Raw genomic sequence first — 21,845 nt, forward strand, 5'->3', positions numbered from 1 at the left:
CGTTCAGCGCCTCGGGCGGGGCGTTGCTGTTCCACCTCTTGAGCAAGCTCTACGAACGCACAAGCGTCATCATCACTACAAACCTCAGCTTCAGCGAATGGGCAACCGTATTCGGCGACGCCAAGATGACCACCGCCCTGCTTGATCGTCTTACCCACCGCTGCCACATCCTTGAGACCGGAAACGACAGCTTCCGCTTCAAGGCAAGCTCAGCAGTAGCCAAAACGAAAAGGGAGGCCACGCATGCCTTGACCCCAGCATAACCCGCAGAACATAACCTTCAGGCGGGTCAATTCTCGATGAAAACCCCGGGTCACTTCTGGGTGGAAATCAACATGTGACCTGCACCCTCGCCCTCTGCCTGACCGCCGCGATCACCGTCACAGACGGCGACACCATCCGCGACGGCGCCCTGCGCATCCGCCTCTGGGGCATCGACGCGCCCGAGCTGCACGATCCGCGGGGCCTGGCCTCACGCGCCTACCTGCGGGCGCTGATCGACGGCCAGCCTGTCGCCTGCGACCCGCGCAATGCCGATCGGTATGGCCGCACCGTCGCCACCTGCTACCTGCCGGATGGGCGCGATCTGGCCTGCGAGATGGTGAGAGCCGGGCACGCCGTCGATTGGCCGCGCTACAGTGGTGGCGCCTATGCGCGCTGCGAGGGGGAGTGATGGGCCGCAGGCAGACATTCACCGGGCCTGAACCGGCTGGCTCTATCTTGATGACACCGGACGAGGCAGCCGCCCTGCTGCGCGTCTCGACCAAGACATTGCGGCGCTTGCGTGACAAGGGCCTGCCCTATGTAATGCTGACCAGCGGCACGATCCGCTATAAGCCCGAAGACCTGACCTCATTCATCGCAGGACGCACCCAGCAATGCCATTCCGCCCCAAAGGCTCGCGCTTCTGGCACTACGACTTCCAGATCAGGGGTCGTCGAGTTCATGGCTCTTGCGGGACCGAGGACTTCGCGGAAGCCAAGGGCGTAGAGGCCGAGGCGCGGGTCAAGGCCAAGCAAAGCCTGACAGACGCTCCACCCGGCATCTTCACGCTGGCGGAGGCCATCGGCACCTATTACGCTGACATCGCGGCGCACCAGCCATCCGGTCGCACCACGCTGTCACAAGGCAAGGCCCTGCTGTCGATCCTAGATCCGAAGAAGCGCCTGCCCGATCTGACCATGGCCGAGGTGCAGCGCTACGTCTCGATGCGGCGGGCCACCGTGGCGAATGCCACCGTCAACCGCGAGCTTCAGCTGCTTGGCCGGGCCCTGCGCCACATGCAGCGCATCCACAAGGCCAGCCTGCCGGATCTGGACCTGCGGTCTGTCGAGGTGGCCGAGGCGGAAGAGCGCATTCGTGAGCTGACACAGGACGAGCAGACGCGCCTTTTAAAGCACCTGCGCGACGATCTTCACCCGCTGGTCAAGGCGGCGTTGATGACCGGCCTGCGCCTGTCGGAGCTGTGCAGCCTGCAATGGTCTGCCGTCGATCTGGACGCCGCGCGCATTCGCTTTGTGCAGAAGGGCGGCAAGACCCGGCACTTTCCGATCAGTGGCGAGATGCGGGCTTTCCTGTCAGCCCTGCCGCGCGCCGACACGCTGCCCCACGCCCGCCATGTGCTGACCTACATCAACCAGAAGGCCAAGGGCCAGCCGCGCCACAAGATCAGCCAGGGCGGCGGCATCATGGAGGTATTCCGCGCCGCCGTCTCAGATGCCGGCATCGAGGACTTCCGCTTTCACGACCTGCGCCACACATTCGCCACCCGATTGTTGCGCCAGACCGGCAATCTCAAGCTGGTCTCGCGCCTGCTAGGGCACACCCAGATCGAGACGACGATGCGCTATGCTCATGTGCTGGATGATGACCTCCGGACAGCGTTGGACGGATACTCGTTGAATGGTCAAGTCCCGAAGAAATCCCCGAAACGCCGCGCAAGCCATTGATTATTAACGGGCGGCTTTGCCTTCCCAAGCTGATGACGAGGGTTCGATTCCCTTCACCCGCTCCAATTTTCCCCAGACATTGCAAGACATCGCAAAAGAAAAGGCGCAAAGCATTTCTGCCTGCGCCTTGATCCGTTTCGCGCCCGCTCGAAGTCAGCGGTAGATGAAACCGAACACCGGATAGGGTGCGCCCATGGAGCCGGCCGAGTTTTCCACACGCACTTTCGACCAGTCGTTCTGGGCGGAAATGTCGATCACCAGTGTATCCTGCGTGATGCGGTTGCGCTCCCAATTCGCCTGGTCGATCAGGATGCGGCGTTCGTCCACCACCTGAGACACGACGGCAACATGGCCCATCGGCATCTTGCGGGTGGCGCGAAAGTTCATCACAGCGCCGACCTGCGGTTCTGATCCACGCTTGTAGCGATCTGCCGCCTGCTTCCACCAGGTAACCGCATTCCCCTTCAGCTCGATCCCCGACACCGCACGGGCGAAAGGCACACACCAGAGGCGCCCCTTGCGCGGCGCGCTGGCGACTTCTGCCACCGCCTGTTTCAACTCGGAGCGCAGCGCCTCGGTTTCGACCTGCGCCTCTTTTTCATCGGCCACAACAGGCTTCGTCATGCGGGCGATCTGTGCATCCCCCCGCGCATCGCTGTTCTTGGCTTCCGCGACGGGCGCCTGTGCGAGAAGGGCGAAGGCAAGCAGGGCTGCAGATGCGGTCTTGCAGATCATGTCCGTCCTTATCCGTCAGGTCTGGGTCGTTCAGGGTTAAACGATTTCTTCAGTCTGGGTGCCACGGGCGGTTCCGTCTGGGCAAGCCCTCCGGATTTCGTTAGGCCGAAACCCGCCACCCCCCACCAATCCAGCGGCAGCAAACCGCGCAGCGGGAACGGCTGGCAAAAATCTCCTCTTGATCCAGCGGGATACGGCGATAACCCGCAGAGATTCGGCCTGTCCCCCACAGGGAACGGCTTTCCTTTCGCCGGGTCAGGCGCTAGCACATCCCTGTCAGTTTTCAGGAGCTTCGCATGAACGACGATATCAAGCGCATCGGCACCGGCGCCCGCATGAGCGAGGGTGTGTGCTACAACGGCATCATCTGGCTGGCCGGTCAGGTCGGCAATCCCGGCGATTCGGTCGCCGATCAGACGCGAACCTGTCTGGCCGAGGTGGACCGCATCCTCGCCGCAGCGGGCACCGATAAGACCCGCATCCTGTCCACCCAGATCTGGTTGGCCGACATTGCGGATTTCGCCGAGATGAATGCGGTCTGGGATACCTGGGTGCCGCAAGGCCATACCCCTGCGCGCGCCACCGGCGAAGCCAAGCTGGCCGCACCGGAATACAAGGTCGAGGTCATCGTGACGGCGGCGCTGAAGTAAGGCGCCCGAATTTTCTGCGAAAATTCGAAAAAAGACCGGGGGGCTGCGCGCCCCCCGGCCCCCCTGCGGGATATTTGTGCCAAGATGAAGGATCAGGCGCGCAGCCAGGCCACCAGTTGCTGGGTGGAGCCGTCTTTGGTTTCGGCGCTTTGTGTGCCTTCGAGGATCGGTTGCAGCGCCAGCGCCAGTTCCTTGCCCAGTTCCACCCCCCATTGATCATAGCTGTTCAGGCCGAGGATCACCCCCTCGACAAAGACGCGGTGTTCATAAAGCGCGATGATCTGCCCCAGCACGAAGGGCGTGAGCTTCGGATAGGCCAGCGTGGTGGAGGGACGGTTGCCCGGGAAGACACGGTGGCGGGCCTGCCGTTCCAGTTCAGCCCCGGTCAGGCCCTTTTTCGCCATGATGGCGCGGGCTTCGTCCAGCGAACGGCCGCGCATCAGCGCCTCGGATTGGGCAAGGCAGTTGGCGACCAGCAGCAGGTGCTGATGTGCCAGAGCGGGTTCAAACCCCTCGCGCCCCACAAGGAATTCGCAGGGCACGATGCGGGTGCCCTGATGGATCAACTGATAGAAGGCGTGCTGGCCATTGGTGCCGGGTTCGCCCCAGACCACCGGGCCAGAGTGATAGGGCAGATCGGCGCCATCCATGCTGACGCGCTTGCCGTTCGATTCCATCTCCAGCTGTTGCAGATAGGCGGGCAGACGGCTGAGGCGCTGTTCATAGGGCAACACGGCGCGGGTGGCATGGCCGCAGACCTGATTGTGCCACAACCCGACCAGCGCCAGAAGCACCGGCAGGTTCTGCGCAAAGGGCGCGGTGCGGAAATGCGCATCCATGTCGGCGCCCCCGGCGAGGAAGTCGTCAAACGCCTCGGGGCCAATGGCAAGCATCAGCACAAGGCCGATCGGACCCCACATCGAATAGCGCCCGCCGACCCAATCCTCGAAACCGAACACCCGTTCGGCATCAATCCCGTAGGCCGCCGTGCGATCCGCCGCAGTGGACACGGCGGCGAATTGTGCCGCAGGGTTGGCCACCCGCGCCGCCATCCAGCGCTTGGCGGTATCGGCATTGGTCATCGTCTCGATGGTGGTGAAGGTTTTCGAGGCAACGATGACCAGCGTGGTTTCCGGGTTCAGCCCGGCCAGCACATCGGCGATATGCGCACCATCGACATTCGAGACGAAATGGCAGCGCGGCCCGTCGGCAAAGGGCGCAAGCGCCAGCGCCGCCATGGCCGGGCCAAGATCGGAGCCGCCGATGCCGATATTCACCACATCGGTGATCTTGCCGCCCTGCCCGGTGAAGCGCCCCGACCGCACATCCCGCGCAAAGGCCTGCAGGCGGGCATGAGTGGCCCGCACCTCCGGCATCACGTCACGGCCTTCGACGATCACCGAAGCAGACAGGTTGCGCAGCGCGGTGTGCAGCACGGCGCGGCCCTCGGTATCGTTGATCTGCGCACCGGAGAACATGGCTTCGCGCTTGGCGGCAACGCCCTGCTTTTCGGCCAGATCCAGCAGCAGGCGTAGCGCCGTGTCATCAATCGCGGTTTTCGAGAAATCGAACAGCAAACCCGCATGTTCGACGGAAAACGCCGCCGCATCGCGGCCTGCGGCAAAAAGATCGGCAATGCGGGTGTCTTTGGTGGCGCTATGGTGGTCGATCAGCGGCTGAAACAGTGCGGTCATCGGTTCGCGTCCCTGTAGTTTAGCCCGCCCAATGGACGGTTGCGTTCTTCAACACTGCGGCGACCGGCGCTTCAAGTGGGCTCAGGTGCGCGGCACGCTCAAGGGCGGCACGTTTGTCCGCGCCGGTGATCAGGATATGGATGTTCATCGCCCCCGCCAGCACCGGGGCCGACAGGGTGATGCGCGGCTCGCCCGCCGCATCGGCCCGCATCGGCACCAGGATCGGTGCGTCGGGGCTCAGCGCCTCGGCCAGACGGTCGGCGCCGGGGAACAGGCTGGCGGTGTGCATATCCGCCCCCATGCCCAGCAACAGCACCGAGATCGGCAGATGCGGGCGCAGCCCTTCGGCCAGTGTCTCCAGCATGGGTTCAGGCGTTTCGGCCTCGGCATAAAGCGGCACCAAGTGCGCCAACCGGGCGTTGCCGCGCAGCAACCGCTCGCGCAGCAGCCGCGTGTTGGACCGCGGGTTGCTTTCCGGCACCCAGCGTTCGTCGTTCAGAAACACCGCGACATTGGCCCAATCCAGATCCACCCCCGACAGCGTGTCGAAGATCGGCCCCGGCGTGGTGCCGCCCGGCACACAGAACGAGGCCCGCCCCTCGCGCCGCAGGAAATCGGCCAACTCTCCCGCCAGCCGGTCGGCCAGCGACAGCATCAGCAATTCGCGGTCGGGATATTCGAGGACATTCACTCGCGGATCTCCCGCCAGCGGCGCCCGTCGCGATGCATCAGCATCAGCGCATCTTCAGGCCCCGAGGTGCCCGGATCATAGCCGCGCGGCCGGTCGCCCCGTGCCTCCCAGCCCTGGATGATCGGGTCTGTCCAGGCCCAGGCCGCCTCCACCTCGTCGCCCCGCATGAACAGAGTCTGGTTGCCGCGGATCACATCCATGATAAGCCGTTCGTAAGCGTCGGGAATATCGGCCCCTTCTTCACCCAGCGCATCGGCAAAGCTCATGTCCAGCGGCACCTGCACAAGGCGCATCCCGCCCGGCCCCGGTTCCTTGATCATCACCTTCAGGTTCATGCCCTCGTTCGGTTGCAACCGGATCACCAGCACGTTTTCCCGCCAGCCCGGCGCATCGTCAAAGATCGAATGCGGCGGCTCCTTGAAGGTGATCGCAATCTCCGATTCACGCGCGCGCAGCTTCTTGCCGGTGCGCAGATAGAAGGGCGTGCCCTGCCAGCGCCAGTTCGCCACCTGCACTTTCAGCGCGATATAGCTTTCGGTTTTCGACTCCGGGTTCTCGCTGTCCTCGATATAGCCCGGCGCGCCTTTCAGCCCCAGATACTGGCCGCGCACGATGTCTTCTGGCGCCACGGGTTGCAGCGCGCGGATCACCTTCAGCTTTTCATCCCGCACGGCGTTCGGGTCAAAGTGATAGGGCGGCTCCATCGCGATCAGGCAGATCAGCTGCATCAGGTGGTTCTGCACCATATCCCGCATCGCGCCGGATTTGTCGTAATAGGCGCCCCGCCCTTCGACCCCCACGGTTTCCGCCACGGTGATCTGCACATGGTCGATATATTGGGCGTTCCACAGCGGTTCGAACAGGATATTGGCGAAACGCACCGCCATCAGGTTCTGCACGGTTTCCTTGCCCAGATAATGGTCGATCCGGTAGATCTGCTGTTCGCAGAAATGCTCGGCCAGCGTGGCATTGAGCGCGCGCGCCGTTTGCAGATCGCGGCCAAACGGCTTTTCCACCACGATCCGGCTTTGCGGATGGGCGATCCCCCAAGCGTGCAGCCGTTCGGCCAGATCGCCGAACAAAGCCGGCGCCACCGAGAAGTAGAAGGCCTGCACCCTGTCCGGCCGCACCAGCGCCTTCAGCGCCGCCCAGCCCTCCTCGCCCTTCGCATCGACGGCGACATAGGACAGATGGTCGATGAATTCGCTGATGATCCGTGCGTCGCGCTTGTCGAGGCTGACGAATTCGTCAATCGCCTCGCGCACCATCTGCCGGAACTCCGCCTCGGTCATCGCCGAACGGGCGGCGCCGATGATGCGGCTGTCTGGCGGGATCTGCCCTGCCAGATAGCGGCGATACAGACCCGGCAGGATCTTGCGCCGGGCCAGATCGCCCGTCGCGCCAAAGATCACGAGATCGAAGACCTCAACCGGAATGACTCGCGACACCATGGTCTCTCTCCGCTGCAACTGCTGCCCGCGCCTCTCCGCCTCGGATGTTAGCGCTAACGAGAGTGTTCATACCCGCTGGCCGACCGAAAGTCTAGCACCTGATCGGCCGGTTTGGAAACGCTTTGCCGGGATCAGTTCTCGTCCAGCACCTGCCAGCTGACCCGGCGCAGCCCCGGTTCCGCCGCCAGCCGCGCCGCCGCCTGATCCAGCAGGGAATCGACCAGCCCTTCTGCATTTATGGTGGCCGTCACAGTGATCCCGTCGCCCTCAGCCGTGCCCAGCTCGATCTGCACCAGATGCAGCCCACCCACCGCCAGCGTGCGCAGCAGCAACGCGCGGATCTCGGCCTCCTGCGCGGCCGTGCCGGTGATACAGATCTGGTAATGGCGCAGAATCGGCACCCCGGCATTGGTCTTGCGTTTCAGCCACTTCACCAGCGGCCGCAGCCCCAGATTGATGAACACGACAAAGCCGGTCAGCATCAGCGCATGGGGCCAGAACCCCGCCCCCGCCATCAGCCCCACCGCCGCCGAACACCACAACGTCGCCGCCGTGTTCAGCCCGTGCACATTGAACCCGTCGCGGAAAATGATCCCGGCCCCCAGAAAGCCGATGCCGCTGACCACCTGCGCCGCAACACGGGTCGGGCTGACTTCATTGGGGAAAAGCGTTGAAAACAGAACAAAACTCGCCGCCCCCAGCGCGACAAGCGCATTGGTGCGCAGCCCGGCCATCCTTTGGCGCACCTGCCGTTCCGACCCGATCAGCGCGCCGCAGCCAAGCGCCACGGCCATGTTGATCGCGGCAAGGTCAAGCGAAGGGATCATCCGGCTCTCCAGTCAAAGGAGGCCAGCTTAGCTGCCCGGTGCGGAATTTGTAACGGTTTTACGACAGTTTTGCGACAAAACCGAAATCAGGCGTCCAGTTCAGCATCCCAATACAGATAGTCCAGCCAACTGTCATGCAGGTGGTTGGGCGGGAAGCGGCGGCCATGGGCCTGCATCTCCTCGGCAGTCGGGGCGCGGGCGGGTTTGGCCAGCCGCATCCCCGTCTGCCGCAGCGTCTTGTCCGCCTTGCGCAGGTTGCAGGGCGAACAGGCCGCCACCACGTTTTCCCAACTGGTGATCCCACCGCGTGACCGTGGCAGCACATGGTCGAAGGTCAGATCGCCCTTGCTGCCACAGTATTGGCAGCAGAATTCGTCCCTCAGAAAAAGATTGAAGCGCGTGAATGCCACGCGCTTCTGGGGTTTGACGAAATCTTTGAGAACGACCACCGAAGGTATGCGGAACTCCGCCCTCTGGCTTCGCACCGTCTGTTCGTATTCGGCGACGATCTGCACCCGGTCCAGACAGACCGCCTTGATCGCCTCCTGCCAGGGCCAGAGGCTGAGCGGGTAATAAGACAAGGGCCGATAATCGGCGTTGAGCACCAACGCCGGATAGTGCCTCAGGTTTGCGGGTTCCCGCACGAAAGTCGTTCTGAAATTACCGTCCATAGTGCCCAAAGACTCCGCCTTTGCTTCGCAAACCGCCACCGGCTGCCAAGGCGGGGAGAGCCGCCCCGACAGAAAAAACTATATATCGCGGTTGCGATGTGACAAGCCCCATACTCTCGCGCAACTTTGTCGCAAGCTTGCGTGACGGCATCGTGACAGTATTTGCCTAAATTTCAGGCTTACCGGGTTTCCTTGGGCCGCAGCGCGAACCAGATCAGCGCCCCACCCGCCAGCACAAGGAACGGCAACATCGCCATGTTCACCGCCGACCACCCGGCCTGAACCGAGCCGCCCGAACAGTTCATCAACCCGCCCGAGGCGAAAGAGGCGGTCGAAACCCCGGCGAACACCACGAAATCGTTCAGCCCCTGCATCCGCCCGCGTTCCTGCACCGTATGGTTGGCCGACAGCATGGCGGTGGCGCCGATGAAGCCGAAATTCCAGCCAATTCCCAGCAAGATCAAGGCGATGAAGAAATTCTCCAGCGCGACGCCCGCCATGGCCACCGCCCCCGCCGCCGCCAGAATGGTCAGGCCAAGCGCCACCACCTTTTCCGCGCCCAGCCGGGCGATGATATGGCCGGTGAAGAACGAGGGGGCATACATCGCCAGCACATGGCCCGTCACCACATTCGCAGCATCCGCCGTCTCGAACCCGCAGCCCACCACCGCCAGCGGCGAAGAGGTCATCACGAGGTTCATCAGCGCATAGCTGACTGTGGCGCAGATCATCGCCACGGCGATGGCGGGCGTGCGCAACAGCTCCATCCGGCTGCGGCCCAACGGCGCGCCCGCCTGACGCGGTGCAGGACGCGGGCTTTTCAGCGCGGCAAACAGGAACATTCCCAACAGGTTGAGGGCGATCACCGCCAGATAGCTGCCCAGAAACGGCACGACCAGCGCCTGCGAGGTGACCTTCACCAGTTGCGGGCCGAACACTGCCGACAGCAGCCCGCCCGCCATCACGCCGGAAATTGCCTTGGGCCGATAGGTCTCTGACGCCATGTCGGCGGCAGCAAAGCGGTAGAAGCCCTGCGCCGACATATATCCGCCGGTAAACAGGCCGCTGATCGCGAAAAGCGCGAAAGATCCGATGCTTAGCGCATAAGCTGCAAGTGCCGCGCCAAGTGCCCCCGACAGCGCGCCGATCACGAACCCGACCCGCCGCCCCCATTTCTGCATGATCGCCGACAAGGGCTGCGCCGCAAGCATCGAGCCGATCACCGCCAGCGAAATCGGCAACGTGGCCCAGCAGGGGTTGGAGGCGAGCGATTGCCCGGCCAGCCCGGCGATGGTGAAGATCACCGGCATCTGCGCGCCAAGAATCGCCTGTGCGGCAATCAGCACCCACACGTTGCGGCGGGCAATCCGGTCGTCGGGGAGGGTGAATGTCTCGCTCATGGCGCGAGGTAAGCCCGCCGCCACCGCTTGTGCAAGGGCGATCCTGCGGATTAGGCTGCGGCAAAACGGGGAAATCCATGGTCGGGCGCATCATCGAGGGGCCACAGGATCTGGCCGAGGGCATGGACTGGCTTTCGCGCCATGACAACAGATTCGCGCAAGCCTATGTCCTGACAGGAGAATTGCCGCTGCGCCGCAAACCGGAGGGGTTCGCCGAACTACTGGGCGCCATTGTCAGCCAACAGGTTTCCGTCGCCTCGGCCCGCGCGATCTGGGGGCGGATGGAGGCGGCGGGCATGGTCACCCCCGAGGCGATCCGCGCCGCGACGGATGAAGACCTGCGCGGTTGCGGGCTGTCGCGCCCGAAGCTGCGCTATGCAAGGGCGCTGGCCGAAGCGCAGGTGGATTTCGCATCTCTGCGCCGGATGCCGGATGAGAAGATCATCGCGCAACTTATTGAACTGCAAGGCATAGGGCGCTGGACGGCCGAGATCTATGCCATGTTCAGCCTTGGCCGTGCCGATGTGTTTGCCGCCAATGATCTGGCGCTGCAAGAGGGCGCCAAGCTGTTGTTTGGGCTGGAAAATCGCCCGAAGGAACGCGAGATGCGGGCCATGGCCGAGGCGTGGAGCCCGTGGCGGGCGGTTGCGGCGCGGCTGCTCTGGGCCTACTACCGGGTGGCAAAGGAACGCGAGGGGATCAGATGACGCAACAGTTGGAATCGCGGCGCAAGGCGCCGAAATCGGGCAAGGCGCGCTCAATGGTGGTGTTTGTCCATGGCTATGGCGCCGATGGCAACGACCTGTTGGGTCTGGCCGATCCGCTGGCGCAACATCTGCCCGATACGGTGTTCTATAGCCCCAACGCGCCGGAACCCTGCGTCAACAACCCTTTCGGCTTTCAGTGGTTTCCGATCCCCTGGCTTGACGGATCGTCGGAAGAGGCGGCGAAAGCGAGCATGGCGCGCTCCATCCTCGCGCTGAACGCCTTTCTTGACGCCAAGATGAAGGAAGAGAACATCGAGCCGGAAGCCCTTGCTCTGGTTGGATTTTCGCAAGGGTCGATGATGAGCCTGCATATCGCCCCGCGCCGTGATCGCGCCATTGCGGGCGTGGTTGCCTTCTCGGGCCGGCTGCTGGTGCCGGAGCTGCTGGAGGCCGAGGCGCGGGTCAAGCCGCCGGTGCTGCTGATCCATGGCGATGCCGACGAGATGGTGCCGTTCGAAGACATGGGCCGCGCCGGAAACGCCTTGGTCGCGGCGGGGTTCGAAACCTATGGGCATGTGATGAAGGGCACCGGCCATGGCATCGCGCCAGACGGGCTGCAGGTGGCGCTGTCCTTCCTGAAAGACAAGCTTCCGGCCTGAAAACAGGGGGGGTGACATCGCGGCGCCCCCCGTACACCCCCGGTTCACCCGCTGTCGGGCAAAATCCGCCCGTCCAGAAATCCCGCTCTTACGCTTCATCCTGGCAAAAATACTCCGGGGGAGTCGCCGCAGGCGACGGGGGCAGCGCCCCCTCTGCGGCCCAGACCGCTCAGAACCGCCCGGTCAGCGCCTGCGACAGCAAGCGCCGCCGCCGGGTGAATTCCGGCAGGATCAGCGCGCCTTCTGCCACGCGCCCCGGTTCGCGCGCGGCCAGCGTCAGCAGCGGGCGGGTCAGATGGGCGGACAGCAGGGCGGCGCGGGGCAGACGGGCGCGGCGCGCCAGATCGAGCCGCGCCAGCCCGTCGCGCGCCAAAGCCGCCACGGCCTCGGCCCGACCGTCCACCAAAGGGATGCGCCCGAGATCTTCCAGTTGCGGCACCGCGCGCAGGTAATTGGCCAGCGCCAGCGCCCAGCCCGCCGAACGCGCCGCCGCTTCCTGCGCAGGCTCGGCCCCCAGCGCCTTGCAGGCCAGCCACATCAGGCTGCCGCCGGTATCATCCAGATAGGCGGCCAGGGCTGCCGCATCCTCATGCGCGTCGCGGTAGATGTCCCAGCGGCGGGCGGCGATCATTGTATCCAGCACGGCCAGCGGCAGGGCGCGGGTGCGGATCAGCTTGCCCAGCGGCGACATCACCTCATGCGGGGTGGCGGGGCCTGCGGCCTCGGCCTCTACCGCGTCGCGCCACCATTGCAGGCGCATTTCGGCGATCATCGGTTCCTTGCTGGCCCAGGGGGCGCGGGCCACCTCGACGTTGAAGGCGTAAAGCACCCAGAGCGGGCCGCGCGCATCGGGCGGGGCGGCCATGGTGGCGGTAAAGCGGTCCGGGTCGGCGCGTTCGACCAGTGCGGCGCAGGCGTCGCTCATTGTGCGGGCGTCACATGATCGCGGATCAGCTTCCACTGGATCGCATCGAGCAGCGCCTCGAAACTGGCATCGACGATGTTGGGGCTGACGCCGACGGTGGACCAGCGCCGCCCCTGCCCGTCTTCGCTGTCGATGATGACGCGGGTCACCGCCTCGGTGCCGCCTTGCGTGATGCGGACCTTGAAATCGACCAGTTTCATGTCGTCGATGCAGGATTGATAGGGGCCGAGATCCTTGCCAAGCGCCTTGGCCAGCGCGTTGACCGGGCCGCGATCGGCGCCGTCTTCATCCATGCTGTCGGACACCGACATGACCTTTTCGCCGCCGATCTTCACCACGACGACGGCCTCGGACAGAGTGACCATGTCGTTATACTTGTTCTTGCGGCGTTCGACGGTAACGCGGTAGCGCTTCACCTCGAAAAACGCGGGGCACAGGTCCAGCGCGCGGCGGGCCAGCAGTTCGAACGAGGCCTGCGCGCCGTCATAGGCATAGCCTTCGTCTTCGCGCAGCTTGATCGTGTCGAGGATGCCCGAGAGGCGCGGATCATTGGGCGCAACCTCGATCCCGGCGGCGGCGAGGCGGGCGCGCAGGTTGGACTGGCCGGCCTGATTGCTCATCGGGATCAGGCGGGCATTGCCGACCAGCGCGGGGTCGATATGTTCGTAGGTGGTGGGGTCTTTCAGGATGGCCGAGGCGTGCAGTCCGGCCTTGTGCGCGAAGGCCGAGGCGCCGACGTAAGGCGCGGAACGCAGCGGCACGCGGTTGAGGATGTCATCCAGCATCCGCGAGGTTTTCAGCAGCGACGCCAGCGCGGCGGGGGTGATGCCGGTGTCGAACTGGCTGGCGAAGGGCTGTTTCAGCAGCAGCGTCGGGATCAGGGTCGTCAGGTTGGCATTGCCGCAGCGTTCGCCCAGCCCGTTCAGCGTGCCCTGAATCTGGCGCGCCCCGGCCAGCACGGCGGCCAGCGAATTGGCCACCGCATTGCCGGTATCATCGTGGCAATGGATGCCCAGCCGATCGCCGGGGATGCCCGAGGCGATTACATCGGCGGTGATGCGGCCCACCTCGGCCGGTAGCGTGCCGCCATTGGTGTCGCAGAGCACGATCCAGCGGGCGCCTGCGGTCCGGGCGGCGTGCAGGCATTGCAGCGCATAGGTCGGGTTGGCCTTGTAGCCATCGAAGAAATGTTCGGCGTCAAACAGCGCCTCGCGCCCCATGGCGACCAGATGGGCGATGGAGGCCGCGATGTTTTCCAGGTTTTCCGGCAGGGTGATGCCAAGCGCGGTGGTGACGTGGAAATCATGGCTTTTGCCGACAAGGCAGACGGCGGGGGTGCCTGCGTTCAGCACACCGGCCAGAACCTCGTCATTCGCGGCGCTGCGCCCGCTGCGTTTGGTCATGCCAAAGGCGGTGAAGGTGGCGCGGGTCTGCGGGCGGGCTTCGAAGAAATCGCTGTCGGTCGGGTTGGCGCCCGGCCAGCCGCCTTCGATGTAATCCACGCCCAAAGCATCGAGCGCATGGGTGATCTGGATCTTTTCGGGCATCGAGAAGTGCACGCCCTGCGTTTGCTGGCCGTCGCGCAGGGTGGTGTCGAACAGGTAAAGACGCTCGCGGGTCATCAGTCTTCATCCACAACGCGGAACAGGGCGGGCACGGCGGGGCATGGGCGCATTTCGTTGCGGATCACGTCGGACAGGCGGGTCTGGTGCAGGAAGACATAGACATGGGCCGACAACCCCTCCCACAGCCGGTTGGTGAGCGACTGGGCGCGGCTGCCCGACACGGCGCCGGTGGCGCCTGCGCCGGTGTGCATGGCGTTCACGGTTTCCTCCACCGCCTCCATGATTTCGGACACGCGGATTTCGGCGGGCGGCTTGGCCAGACGGTAGCCACCCCCGGGGCCGCGCACCGCCTCGACCAGACCGGCGCGGCGCAATTTGACGAAAAGCTGTTCCAGATAGGGCAGTGAAATATCCTGCCGTTTGGAAATTTCGGCGAGGGAGACGAGATCCTCGGGCCTGGACAGCGCGAGATCCGCCAGTGCCACCATTGCATAGCGACCCTTTGTCGAGAGTTTCATCGCCCGCCCCCCAAATCCATTGACGCGCCCGATCCGGGCGCTTAACTCACGTCAAGCCCCGGGCTTCGGCCCGTCGGGACTTAATTCAACCGCCCGGATTGCGCAATCTCCATGGGCGGTGCGACAGAAAAAGGCGACGAAATGCCCGAAGTGATCTTTGCCGGCCCCGAAGGCCGTCTTGAAGGCCGTTATCACCCGCAAAAGGACCGTGACGCCCCCATCGCCATCGTGCTGCATCCGCATCCGCAATTTGGCGGCACGATGAACAACAAGGTTGTCTACAACCTGCATTACGCCTTCTACAATCTGGGCTTCACCGTGCTGCGGTTCAATTTCCGCGGCGTGGGGCGCAGCCAGGGCGAATACGATCAGGGTATTGGCGAGCTGTCGGACGCGGCCTCGGCGCTGGATTACCTGCAGAGCATGAACCAGAATTCCAAGCATTGCTGGGTGGCGGGTTTCAGTTTTGGCGCCTGGATCGGGATGCAGTTGCTGATGCGGCGCCCGGAAATCACCGGCTTCGTTTCGGTCTCTCCGCCTGCGAACATGTATGATTTCAGCTTCCTCGCCCCCTGCCCGTCTTCGGGCCTGATCATCAACGGCTCGGCCGACCGGGTGGCGCCGCCAAAGGATACCGTGAGCCTGGTGAACAAGCTGCACGAGCAGAAGGGTATCACCATCACCCATCAGGTGATCGAAGGTGCCGATCACTTCTTCAAGGATGACGAGGCGCATATGAAGCCGATGATCGACACGGTGTCGGGCTATGTGAAGCGCCGTCTGGGCGAGGTGTCGCGCTGAGATGAGCGTCACCGACGATCTTTCCGACGCCTTGGCCCGGGATGTCTTGCAGGCGATGGACGAGATGGGCAATGACCGCTTCTATCTGGAGGTGGCCAAGATGCTGGGCTCGCTGTCGCCGTCGATGGAAGACGGCTTTCTGACGGCGATGCGGGTGCGGCTGGCGGAACGGCGCGGGCGGGAGTTTCTGGAAAAGAAACTGGCCGCCCATCGCAAGGGGATCGCCGGTGAGTGACCGTCTGGCCCGGCAATTCGCCTTTCTGAACGAGGCGGACCGGCTGAAGGCGGTGGAGCGGGCGAGCGTGCTGATGTCGCTGGCCCGGCCCGAGAATGTGGCGGAACACAGCTGGCATCTGGCGCTGTATGCGCTGGTGATGGCGGATGACGTGCCGCCGGGTGTGGACGTGGATCGCGTCATCGCCATGCTGCTGCTGCATGATCTGGTGGAAATCGACGTGGGCGACCATCCGATCCATCTGGAACATGATCCGGTGGCGGTGGCGCAGGCCGAGGATGCGGCGGCGCTGCGGATCTTCGGGCTGTTGCCGGAGGATCAGGGCATGGCCCTGCTGGCGCTGTGGCGCGAGTTCGAGGCGGCGGAAACGGCGGATGCCCGTTTTGCCAAGCGGCTGGACCATACGCAGCCGATCTTTCAGGTGCTGCACGCGCCCGACCCCCTGCCCGATCATCTGGATGTGGTGCGCGACAATCTGGCGACCGGGCGCGCGGCGCGGTTCCGCGCCGAATGGCCCGAGGTGCATGCGCTGGCCTCCAGCCTGCTGGTTGGGGCGGGTGTGCCCGAGGCCACGCCCGCCGATCTGCTGGCGCGGCTGGGTTTTCTGGCCGAGGCGGACCGGCTGAAATCGGTCTACCGGGCGACGACGCTGGTCGATGGTTCGCGCCCCGAAAATTCGGGCGAACACAGTTGGCATCTGGCGCTGTATGCGCTGGTGCTGGGCGATCAGGCCGGGGTCGGGGTGAACCTTGCGCGGGTGATCCGCATGTTGCTGATCCATGATCTGGTGGAAATCGACGTGGGCGATGTGCCGATCCATTCGGCCAACGGGCAGGCCCATGCCAGCGCCGACACGCAGGCCGCCGAGGCCGCCGCCGCCGAACGGCTGTTCGGCTTGCTGCCCGGAACGCAAGGCGCTGCCCTGCGGGCGCTGTGGCACGAGTTCGAGGCGGCGGAGACGCCGGATGCCGTGTTTGCCAAGAGCCTGGACCGGGTGCAGCCGGTGATGGCCAACCTGATGTCGGGCGGTGGCACATGGATCACCTATCAGGTGACGGCGGAGCAGCTGGAAAGCCGCGTGGGGGCCAAGGTGGCCCGGGGCGCGCCGGGGATCTGGCACTGGGTGCGGGCGCAGACGCGGGTGTTTTTCGAGGTCGCGCCGTGAGGCGCAAATTTCGGTATACATCTGCATACCGGGCTTCCCAAGCCTGTCTTTTTCCGCTATGCAGCGAACAGTCGAATCTTCCAATCACAAAGGGACGGACATGACCAAGATCAAGGTGGAAAACCCCGTCGTCGAGCTTGACGGCGACGAGATGACCCGGATCATCTGGGACTTCATCAAACAGAAGCTGATCCTGCCCTATCTCGACATCGACCTGAAATATTACGATCTGGGCATCGAGGAGCGTGACCGCACCAACGACCAGATCACCATCGACTCTGCCGAGGCGATCAAGAAATACGGCGTGGGCGTGAAATGCGCCACCATCACCCCGGATGAAGCCCGCGTCGAGGAATTCAACCTCAAACAGATGTGGAAATCGCCGAACGGCACGATCCGCAACATTCTGGGCGGCGTGATCTTCCGCGAGCCGATCATCTGCAAGAACGTGCCGCGCCTTGTGCCGGGCTGGACCCAGCCGATCGTGGTGGGCCGCCATGCCTTTGGCGACCAGTATCGCGCCACCGACTTCCGCTTCCCCGGCGCGGGCAAGCTGACGATGAAATTCGTCGGCGATGATGGCACCGTGATCGAGCGTGATGTCTATTCGGCGCCGTCCTCGGGCGTGTTCATGGGCATGTACAACCTTGATGACAGCATCATCGACTTTGCGCGCTCGTCGATGAACTATGGTCTGCTGAAGGGCTGGCCGGTGTACCTGTCGACCAAGAACACCATCCTGAAAGCCTATGACGGGCGGTTCAAGGATCTGTTCGCGAAGGTCTATGCCGAAGAATTCGAAGACAAGTTCAAGGCGGCGGGCATCCATTACGAACACCGCCTGATCGACGACATGGTGGCGAGCGCGATGAAATGGTCGGGCGGCTATGTCTGGGCCTGCAAGAACTATGACGGCGACGTGCAGTCGGATACCGTGGCGCAGGGCTTTGGCTCGCTGGGTCTGATGACCTCGGTGCTGATGACGCCCGATGGGAAAACCGTTGAAGCCGAAGCGGCGCATGGCACGGTGACGCGCCACTATCGCCAGCATCAGGCCGGCAAGGAAACCTCGACCAACTCGGTTGCGTCGATCTTTGCCTGGACCGGCGGTCTGAAGCATCGCGCCAAGCTCGACGACAATGCGCAACTGATGCGCTTTGCCCAGACGCTGGAAAAAGTGACGGTGGATGCGGTGGAAGACGGCTGGATGACCAAGGATCTGGCGCTGCTGGTCGGCCCCGATCAGAAGTGGCTGACCACCATGGGCTACCTGGAAAAGGTGGACGAATATCTGAACAAGGCGCTGGTGGGCTGATCCCATCTGCGACGGATCGGAAGGGGCGCCCCGCACGGGCGCCCCTTTTGCGTTCAGAACGGCCCGTGACCACCGGGGCCAAGGCCGAGATCGCGCAGGATATGAGGGCCAAGCAGCGACAGGTCATCCGGCAGGCGCTGCCGTCTGGGCCGCAGGATCGCCGCAAGGGTGGCGCGCAGCACACGCCAGGGGCCGTGCTGGGCAATGAGGTCGTGCAGATCGGGCACCGGGACGGGTGCCGACAAAACAGGGCTGTGTGTCATATGATTTCCCGGCTGCGGGACGCGCAGGCGGGCTCCGATTGGGAAATGTGGAAAAGCGCGCCAGTCAGGCGGGCCGAGTCATCGCAAGGAAGGAAGGGGCGTCAGACGCCCGAACGCTCAACCGAACTGATACAGTCCATGTGAGATGGTGGCACGGCGCGCGACATATCGGGCCGTTCCGGTCAAGCTGCCACCCGTGAAAGCGCCGGTAAATGCAAAAGTCATACGGCGCCTCCCTGTGATCTGGCGTTGCGAATGGTCATATGAAACACGACTCACCCCGCAACCCAAAGCAGTTTTGCGGCAGAGCCTGAAAAGCGGCGGGGGCGTGGGATCTGCGCCACAGCCCCCCTTGCCCCCCGCCGCACAGTCATGCCATCACCGCGCCATGACCGGAAACACCCGCCACAGCCTGATCGACGACGCGCAAGGGATTGCCTATGGCAGCCTGATGGCGAGTTTTGGGATCGTGATCCTGACGCATCTGGGCTTTGTCACCGGGCAGACGGCGGGGCTGGCGGTGCTGATTTCCTATGCCACGGGCTGGGGCTTCGGGCCGGTGTTCTTTGCGATCAACCTGCCGTTCTACTGGCTGGGCTACAAGCGGATGGGGCCGGTTTTCGTGGCGAAGACCTTTGTCGCGGTGGGGCTTTTATCGGTGGTCAGCGCGATATTGCCGCAGTATGTGAGCTTTGCCACGCTGCATCCGGCGGTGGGGGCGGTGCTGTTCGGCTTCGTCTCCGGCTCGGCGCTGCTGGCGCTGTTCCGCCATGGGGCGAGCCTGGGCGGCGTGGGGATCGTGGCGCTGTATCTGCAGGACAAGACCGGGTTCAAGGCGGGTTGGACGCAGATCCTGTTCGACATCTGCGTCTTCGCCATTGCGCTGACGCTGCGCGACGCGGTGACGGTGGCCTGGTCGGCGCTGGGGGCGCTGGTGCTGAATCTTGTCATCACCATGAACCATCGCCGCGACCGCTATATCGCCACCTGAGCCAGTCGCCGGGCGCATTGCTGCATTGCAGCGCCAGCATTGGACGGGGGCGGCGATTTCGGGCAGATATAGGTCATGGATACTGACCTTAAATCTGAACCCCGCTATTCGCTGTTCGAAGATGCGCAGGGCTTGCTGGCCGCCTCGATTCAGGCGGCGCTGGGGATTCACCTGCTGCGCGCGGCGGGGCTGATCACCGGGGGCACGGCGGGGCTGGCGCTGCTGATCGCCTATACCAGCGGCTGGGGCTTTGGCCCGGTGTTCTTTACCGTCAACCTGCCCTTCTACATCTTCGCCTATCTGCGCAAGGGCACCGCGTTCACGGTGAAAAGCTTTGCCACTGTCACCGCGGTTTCGCTGCTGGCCGATGTGATGGCGCCCTTCGTGCCGGTGGCGGGCATCCATCCGGCGGCGGCGGCGGTGCTGTTCGGGGTCAGCGCGGGCGTCGGCCTGCTGGGCCTGTTCCGCCACACATCGAGCCTGGGCGGCGTGTCGATCGTGGCGCTGATCCTGCAAGACCGGTTCGGCATCCGCGCGGGCTGGATTCAGCTGGGTTATGACCTGACGCTGTTCGCGGTGGCGCTGATCTTCCTGGCGCCCGACCGGGTGATGTGGTCGCTGCTTGGGGCCGCCATTCTGAACTTCATCGTCGCCGTGAACCATCGCCGCGACTGGTATGTGGTGAGTTGACGCAGCGCCACGGCGCTATCTCGCCTTGAAACACAGGTTTCACTGGCCTTTCCCGGCGCTGTCGGTTATGGCCCGCGCAACTGCAGAAAAACCGAAAGAGACCCTCCCGATGGAGCTTCGCAACATCGCGATCATCGCGCACGTTGACCATGGCAAAACGACCCTTGTGGACGAACTGCTGAAACAGTCCGGCTCGTTCCGCGAAAATCAGGCCGTTTCCGAACGCGCGATGGACAGCAATGACATCGAACGCGAGCGCGGCATCACCATTCTGGCGAAATGCACGAGCGTCGAACATGACGGGATGCGCATCAATATCGTCGATACCCCCGGCCACGCCGATTTCGGCGGCGAGGTGGAACGCATCCTGAGCATGGTGGACGGCGTTGTCCTGCTGGTGGACGCCGCCGAAGGCCCGATGCCGCAGACCAAGTTCGTGACCTCGAAAGCGCTGGCGCTGGGGCTGCGCCCGATCGTGGTGCTGAACAAGGTGGACAAGCCGGACGCCGAACCCGACCGCGCGCTGAACGAGGTGTTCGACCTGTTCGCCAACCTCGGCGCCTCGGATGAACAGCTCGATTTCCCGCATCTTTACGCCTCGGGCCGTGCTGGCTGGGCCGATGACTCGCTGGACGGGCCGCGCAAGGATCTGACCGCGCTGTTCGATCTGGTGGTGAAGCACGTCCCCGCCCCGAAACAGGTGGCGCGCGCCGAAGAGCCGTTCCAGATGCTGGCGACCACCCTGTCGGCCGACCCGTTCATCGGCCGCATCCTGACCGGCCGGGTTGAGGCGGGCACCATCAAGGTGGGCGCTTCGCTGAAGGCGCTGACCCGTGACGGCGAGCGGATCGAACAGTTCCGCGTGACCAAGATCCTCGCCTTCCGCGGGCTGAGCCAGACCCCGATCGAAGAAGCGCAGGCCGGAGACATCGTGACGCTGGCCGGCATGACCAAGGCCACCGTGGCCGATACGCTGTGCGATCTGTCGGTGGAAACCGCCCTGCCCGCCCAGCCGATCGACCCGCCGACCATCTCTGTCACCTTCGGCATCAATGACTCGCCGCTGGCGGGCAAGGATGGCAACAAGGTTCAATCCCGCGTCATCCGCGAACGGCTGATGCGCGAATCCGAAGTGAACGTGGCGATCAAGGTCGAAGACACGCCGGGCGGCGAGGCGTTCATCGTTTCGGGCCGGGGCGAACTGCAGATGGGCGTGCTGATCGAGAACATGCGCCGCGAAGGGTTCGAGCTGTCGATCTCGCGCCCGCGCGTGATCTTCCGGGAAGAAGACGGCGTGCGGATGGAGCCGGTGGAAGAAGTCATCATCGATGTCGATGACGAATATTCCGGCGCGGTGATCGAGAAGCTGACCGGCGAGCGCAAGGGCGATCTGGTCGAGATGAAACCGGCGGGTGTGGGCAAGACCCGCATCGTGGCGCATGTGCCGTCGCGCGGGCTGATCGGCTATCACGGCCAGTTCATGACCGATACGCGCGGCACCGGCGTGCTGAACCGTATCTTCCATGGCTGGGTGCCGCATAAGGGCCCGATCCAGGGGCGGCGTCAGGGCGTGATGATCTCGATGGAAAACGGCGTGTCGGTGTCTTACGCGCTGTGGAAGCTGGAAGATCGCGGGCGTTTCTTCATCGGCGCGCAGGAAGCGGTGTATCAGGGCATGATCCTGGGCGAGCACAACCGCGACAACGATCTGGAAATCAACCCGATCCGCGGCAAGCAGCTGACCAACGTCCGCGCCTCGGGCACGGATGAAGCGGTGCGCCTGACGACGCCGGTGCGGATGAGCCTGGAAGAATCCATCGCCTATATCGAAGACGATGAACTGGTCGAAGTGACGCCGAAATCCATCCGGATGCGCAAGCGCCACCTTGACCCGCATGAGCGCAAGCGCGCCAGCCGGTCGGAGTGACCCGAACGAAGCGGGG

General features: G+C 64.1%; 25 protein-coding genes. 14 read left to right on the forward strand and 11 right to left on the reverse strand.

All coding sequences use genetic code 11. From position 1 onward, the window contains the following. From BMX43_RS09960 to BMX43_RS09975, 4 genes are all read left to right on the forward strand, one after another. The coding region (locus tag BMX43_RS09960; protein ID WP_175482076.1) for an ATP-binding protein at nt 1–263 on the forward strand (263 nt) is incomplete at its 5' end. 74 nt (nt 264–337) lie between these two features. Then, the gene (locus BMX43_RS09965; protein ID WP_175482077.1) at nt 338–673 is read left to right on the forward strand and encodes a thermonuclease family protein; all 336 of its coding nucleotides are present in this window, start codon (nt 338–340) and stop codon (nt 671–673) included. 50 nt (nt 674–723) lie between these two features. After that, a complete protein-coding gene (locus BMX43_RS20495; protein ID WP_175482078.1) occupies nt 724–990 on the forward strand; it encodes a helix-turn-helix domain-containing protein in 267 nt (88 codons plus the stop codon). Then, nucleotides 879–1,949 (forward strand): tyrosine-type recombinase/integrase, encoded by a 1,071-nt coding sequence (locus BMX43_RS09975; RefSeq protein ID WP_091300921.1) that lies wholly within the window; start codon nt 879–881, stop codon nt 1,947–1,949. The genes BMX43_RS20495 and BMX43_RS09975 overlap by 112 nt, the downstream gene beginning before the upstream one ends. Nucleotides 1,950–2,102: 153 nt before the next feature. Here BMX43_RS09975 and BMX43_RS09980 read toward each other — a convergent pair whose 3' ends face one another. Further along, nucleotides 2,103–2,684, reverse strand: a complete 582-nt coding sequence (locus BMX43_RS09980) for a CHAP domain-containing protein (protein ID WP_245749443.1) — start codon at nt 2,682–2,684, stop codon at nt 2,103–2,105. A 296-nt stretch (nt 2,685–2,980) separates the two neighbouring features. Between BMX43_RS09980 and BMX43_RS09985 the strand changes: the two genes are divergently transcribed. Beyond that, complete coding sequence (locus tag BMX43_RS09985; RefSeq protein ID WP_091300922.1) at nt 2,981–3,334, forward strand: RidA family protein; 354 nt, start codon at nt 2,981–2,983, stop codon at nt 3,332–3,334. 92 nt (nt 3,335–3,426) lie between these two features. On the opposite strand, the gene pgi is transcribed toward BMX43_RS09985, so the two are convergent. The 6 genes from pgi to BMX43_RS10015 form a co-directional block, all read right to left on the reverse strand. Then, entirely contained in the window at nt 3,427–5,028 is a 1,602-nt protein-coding gene (gene pgi / locus BMX43_RS09990) for a glucose-6-phosphate isomerase (RefSeq protein WP_091300924.1), read from the reverse strand. A 19-nt stretch (nt 5,029–5,047) separates the two neighbouring features. Next, nucleotides 5,048–5,719, reverse strand: coding sequence for a 6-phosphogluconolactonase (pgl, locus tag BMX43_RS09995; protein ID WP_091300926.1), 672 nt, complete (start codon nt 5,717–5,719; stop codon nt 5,048–5,050). Further along, nucleotides 5,716–7,170 (reverse strand): glucose-6-phosphate dehydrogenase, encoded by a 1,455-nt coding sequence (zwf, locus tag BMX43_RS10000; RefSeq protein ID WP_091300928.1) that lies wholly within the window; start codon nt 7,168–7,170, stop codon nt 5,716–5,718. The genes pgl and zwf overlap by 4 nt, the downstream gene beginning before the upstream one ends. A gap of 131 nt (nt 7,171–7,301) precedes the next feature. After that, nucleotides 7,302–7,997 carry an MgtC/SapB family protein gene (locus BMX43_RS10005; protein WP_091300930.1) on the reverse strand — a complete coding sequence of 232 codons (696 nt, stop codon included), beginning with the start codon at nt 7,995–7,997 and terminating at the stop codon, nt 7,302–7,304. Between the two features lie 86 nt (nt 7,998–8,083). Beyond that, nucleotides 8,084–8,668: an HNH endonuclease gene (locus BMX43_RS10010; RefSeq protein ID WP_091300932.1), complete on the reverse strand. Its 585-nt coding sequence runs from the start codon at nt 8,666–8,668 to the stop codon at nt 8,084–8,086. 179 nt (nt 8,669–8,847) lie between these two features. Next, nucleotides 8,848–10,068 (reverse strand): MFS transporter, encoded by a 1,221-nt coding sequence (locus BMX43_RS10015; RefSeq protein ID WP_091300933.1) that lies wholly within the window; start codon nt 10,066–10,068, stop codon nt 8,848–8,850. A gap of 77 nt (nt 10,069–10,145) precedes the next feature. On the opposite strand from BMX43_RS10015, the gene BMX43_RS10020 reads away from it, so the two are divergent. Together BMX43_RS10020 and BMX43_RS10025 are read left to right on the forward strand one after the other, a co-directional pair. Further along, nucleotides 10,146–10,775 (forward strand): DNA-3-methyladenine glycosylase family protein, encoded by a 630-nt coding sequence (locus BMX43_RS10020; protein ID WP_091300936.1) that lies wholly within the window; start codon nt 10,146–10,148, stop codon nt 10,773–10,775. Further along, a complete protein-coding gene (locus BMX43_RS10025) occupies nt 10,772–11,434 on the forward strand; it encodes an alpha/beta hydrolase (protein ID WP_091300937.1) in 663 nt (220 codons plus the stop codon). The genes BMX43_RS10020 and BMX43_RS10025 overlap by 4 nt, the downstream gene beginning before the upstream one ends. Before the next feature lie 169 nt (nt 11,435–11,603). Here BMX43_RS10025 and BMX43_RS10030 read toward each other — a convergent pair whose 3' ends face one another. The 3 genes from BMX43_RS10030 to iscR are packed head-to-tail and all read right to left on the reverse strand — an operon-like array spanning nt 11,604 to nt 14,442. Next, on the reverse strand, nt 11,604–12,359 hold the full coding sequence (locus BMX43_RS10030; protein WP_091300939.1) for a phytoene/squalene synthase family protein: 756 nt from the start codon (nt 12,357–12,359) through the stop codon (nt 11,604–11,606). Continuing rightward, on the reverse strand, nt 12,356–13,981 hold the full coding sequence (cimA, locus tag BMX43_RS10035) for a citramalate synthase (protein WP_091300941.1): 1,626 nt from the start codon (nt 13,979–13,981) through the stop codon (nt 12,356–12,358). The genes BMX43_RS10030 and cimA overlap by 4 nt, the downstream gene beginning before the upstream one ends. Then, nucleotides 13,981–14,442, reverse strand: coding sequence for a Fe-S cluster assembly transcriptional regulator IscR (gene iscR, locus BMX43_RS10040; protein WP_091300943.1), 462 nt, complete (start codon nt 14,440–14,442; stop codon nt 13,981–13,983). The genes cimA and iscR overlap by 1 nt, the downstream gene beginning before the upstream one ends. Before the next feature lie 141 nt (nt 14,443–14,583). On the opposite strand from iscR, the gene BMX43_RS10045 reads away from it, so the two are divergent. The 4 genes from BMX43_RS10045 (at nt 14,584) to BMX43_RS10060 (ending at nt 17,958) form a co-directional block, all read left to right on the forward strand. Further along, nucleotides 14,584–15,243, forward strand: coding sequence for an alpha/beta hydrolase (locus BMX43_RS10045; RefSeq protein WP_091301438.1), 660 nt, complete (start codon nt 14,584–14,586; stop codon nt 15,241–15,243). Nucleotide 15,244: 1 nt separating this feature from the next. Continuing rightward, nucleotides 15,245–15,478, forward strand: coding sequence for a hypothetical protein (locus BMX43_RS10050; RefSeq protein ID WP_091300945.1), 234 nt, complete (start codon nt 15,245–15,247; stop codon nt 15,476–15,478). Then, nucleotides 15,471–16,643 (forward strand): HD domain-containing protein, encoded by a 1,173-nt coding sequence (locus BMX43_RS10055; protein ID WP_091300946.1) that lies wholly within the window; start codon nt 15,471–15,473, stop codon nt 16,641–16,643. Before BMX43_RS10050 ends, BMX43_RS10055 begins: the two co-directional genes overlap by 8 nt. A 100-nt stretch (nt 16,644–16,743) precedes the next feature. Next, nucleotides 16,744–17,958 carry an NADP-dependent isocitrate dehydrogenase gene (locus BMX43_RS10060; protein WP_091300948.1) on the forward strand — a complete coding sequence of 405 codons (1,215 nt, stop codon included), beginning with the start codon at nt 16,744–16,746 and terminating at the stop codon, nt 17,956–17,958. 53 nt (nt 17,959–18,011) lie between these two features. On the opposite strand, the gene BMX43_RS19490 is transcribed toward BMX43_RS10060, so the two are convergent. Beyond that, the gene (locus BMX43_RS19490) at nt 18,012–18,221 is read right to left on the reverse strand and encodes a hypothetical protein (RefSeq protein WP_139201560.1); all 210 of its coding nucleotides are present in this window, start codon (nt 18,219–18,221) and stop codon (nt 18,012–18,014) included. A 388-nt stretch (nt 18,222–18,609) separates the two neighbouring features. Between BMX43_RS19490 and BMX43_RS10070 the strand changes: the two genes are divergently transcribed. From BMX43_RS10070 to typA, 3 genes are all read left to right on the forward strand, one after another. Further along, nucleotides 18,610–19,212, forward strand: a complete 603-nt coding sequence (locus BMX43_RS10070) for a YitT family protein (RefSeq protein ID WP_091300951.1) — start codon at nt 18,610–18,612, stop codon at nt 19,210–19,212. 75 nt (nt 19,213–19,287) lie between these two features. Further along, on the forward strand, nt 19,288–19,902 hold the full coding sequence (locus BMX43_RS10075; RefSeq protein WP_091300954.1) for a YitT family protein: 615 nt from the start codon (nt 19,288–19,290) through the stop codon (nt 19,900–19,902). Nucleotides 19,903–20,011: 109 nt separating this feature from the next. After that, complete coding sequence (gene typA, locus BMX43_RS10080; protein WP_091301440.1) at nt 20,012–21,829, forward strand: translational GTPase TypA; 1,818 nt, start codon at nt 20,012–20,014, stop codon at nt 21,827–21,829. Nucleotides 21,830–21,845: the final 16 nt, after the last annotated feature.

Origin of the sequence: Gemmobacter aquatilis (assembly GCF_900110025.1) — a bacterium.
Taxonomy (GTDB): Bacteria; Pseudomonadota; Alphaproteobacteria; order Rhodobacterales; family Rhodobacteraceae; genus Gemmobacter; species Gemmobacter aquatilis.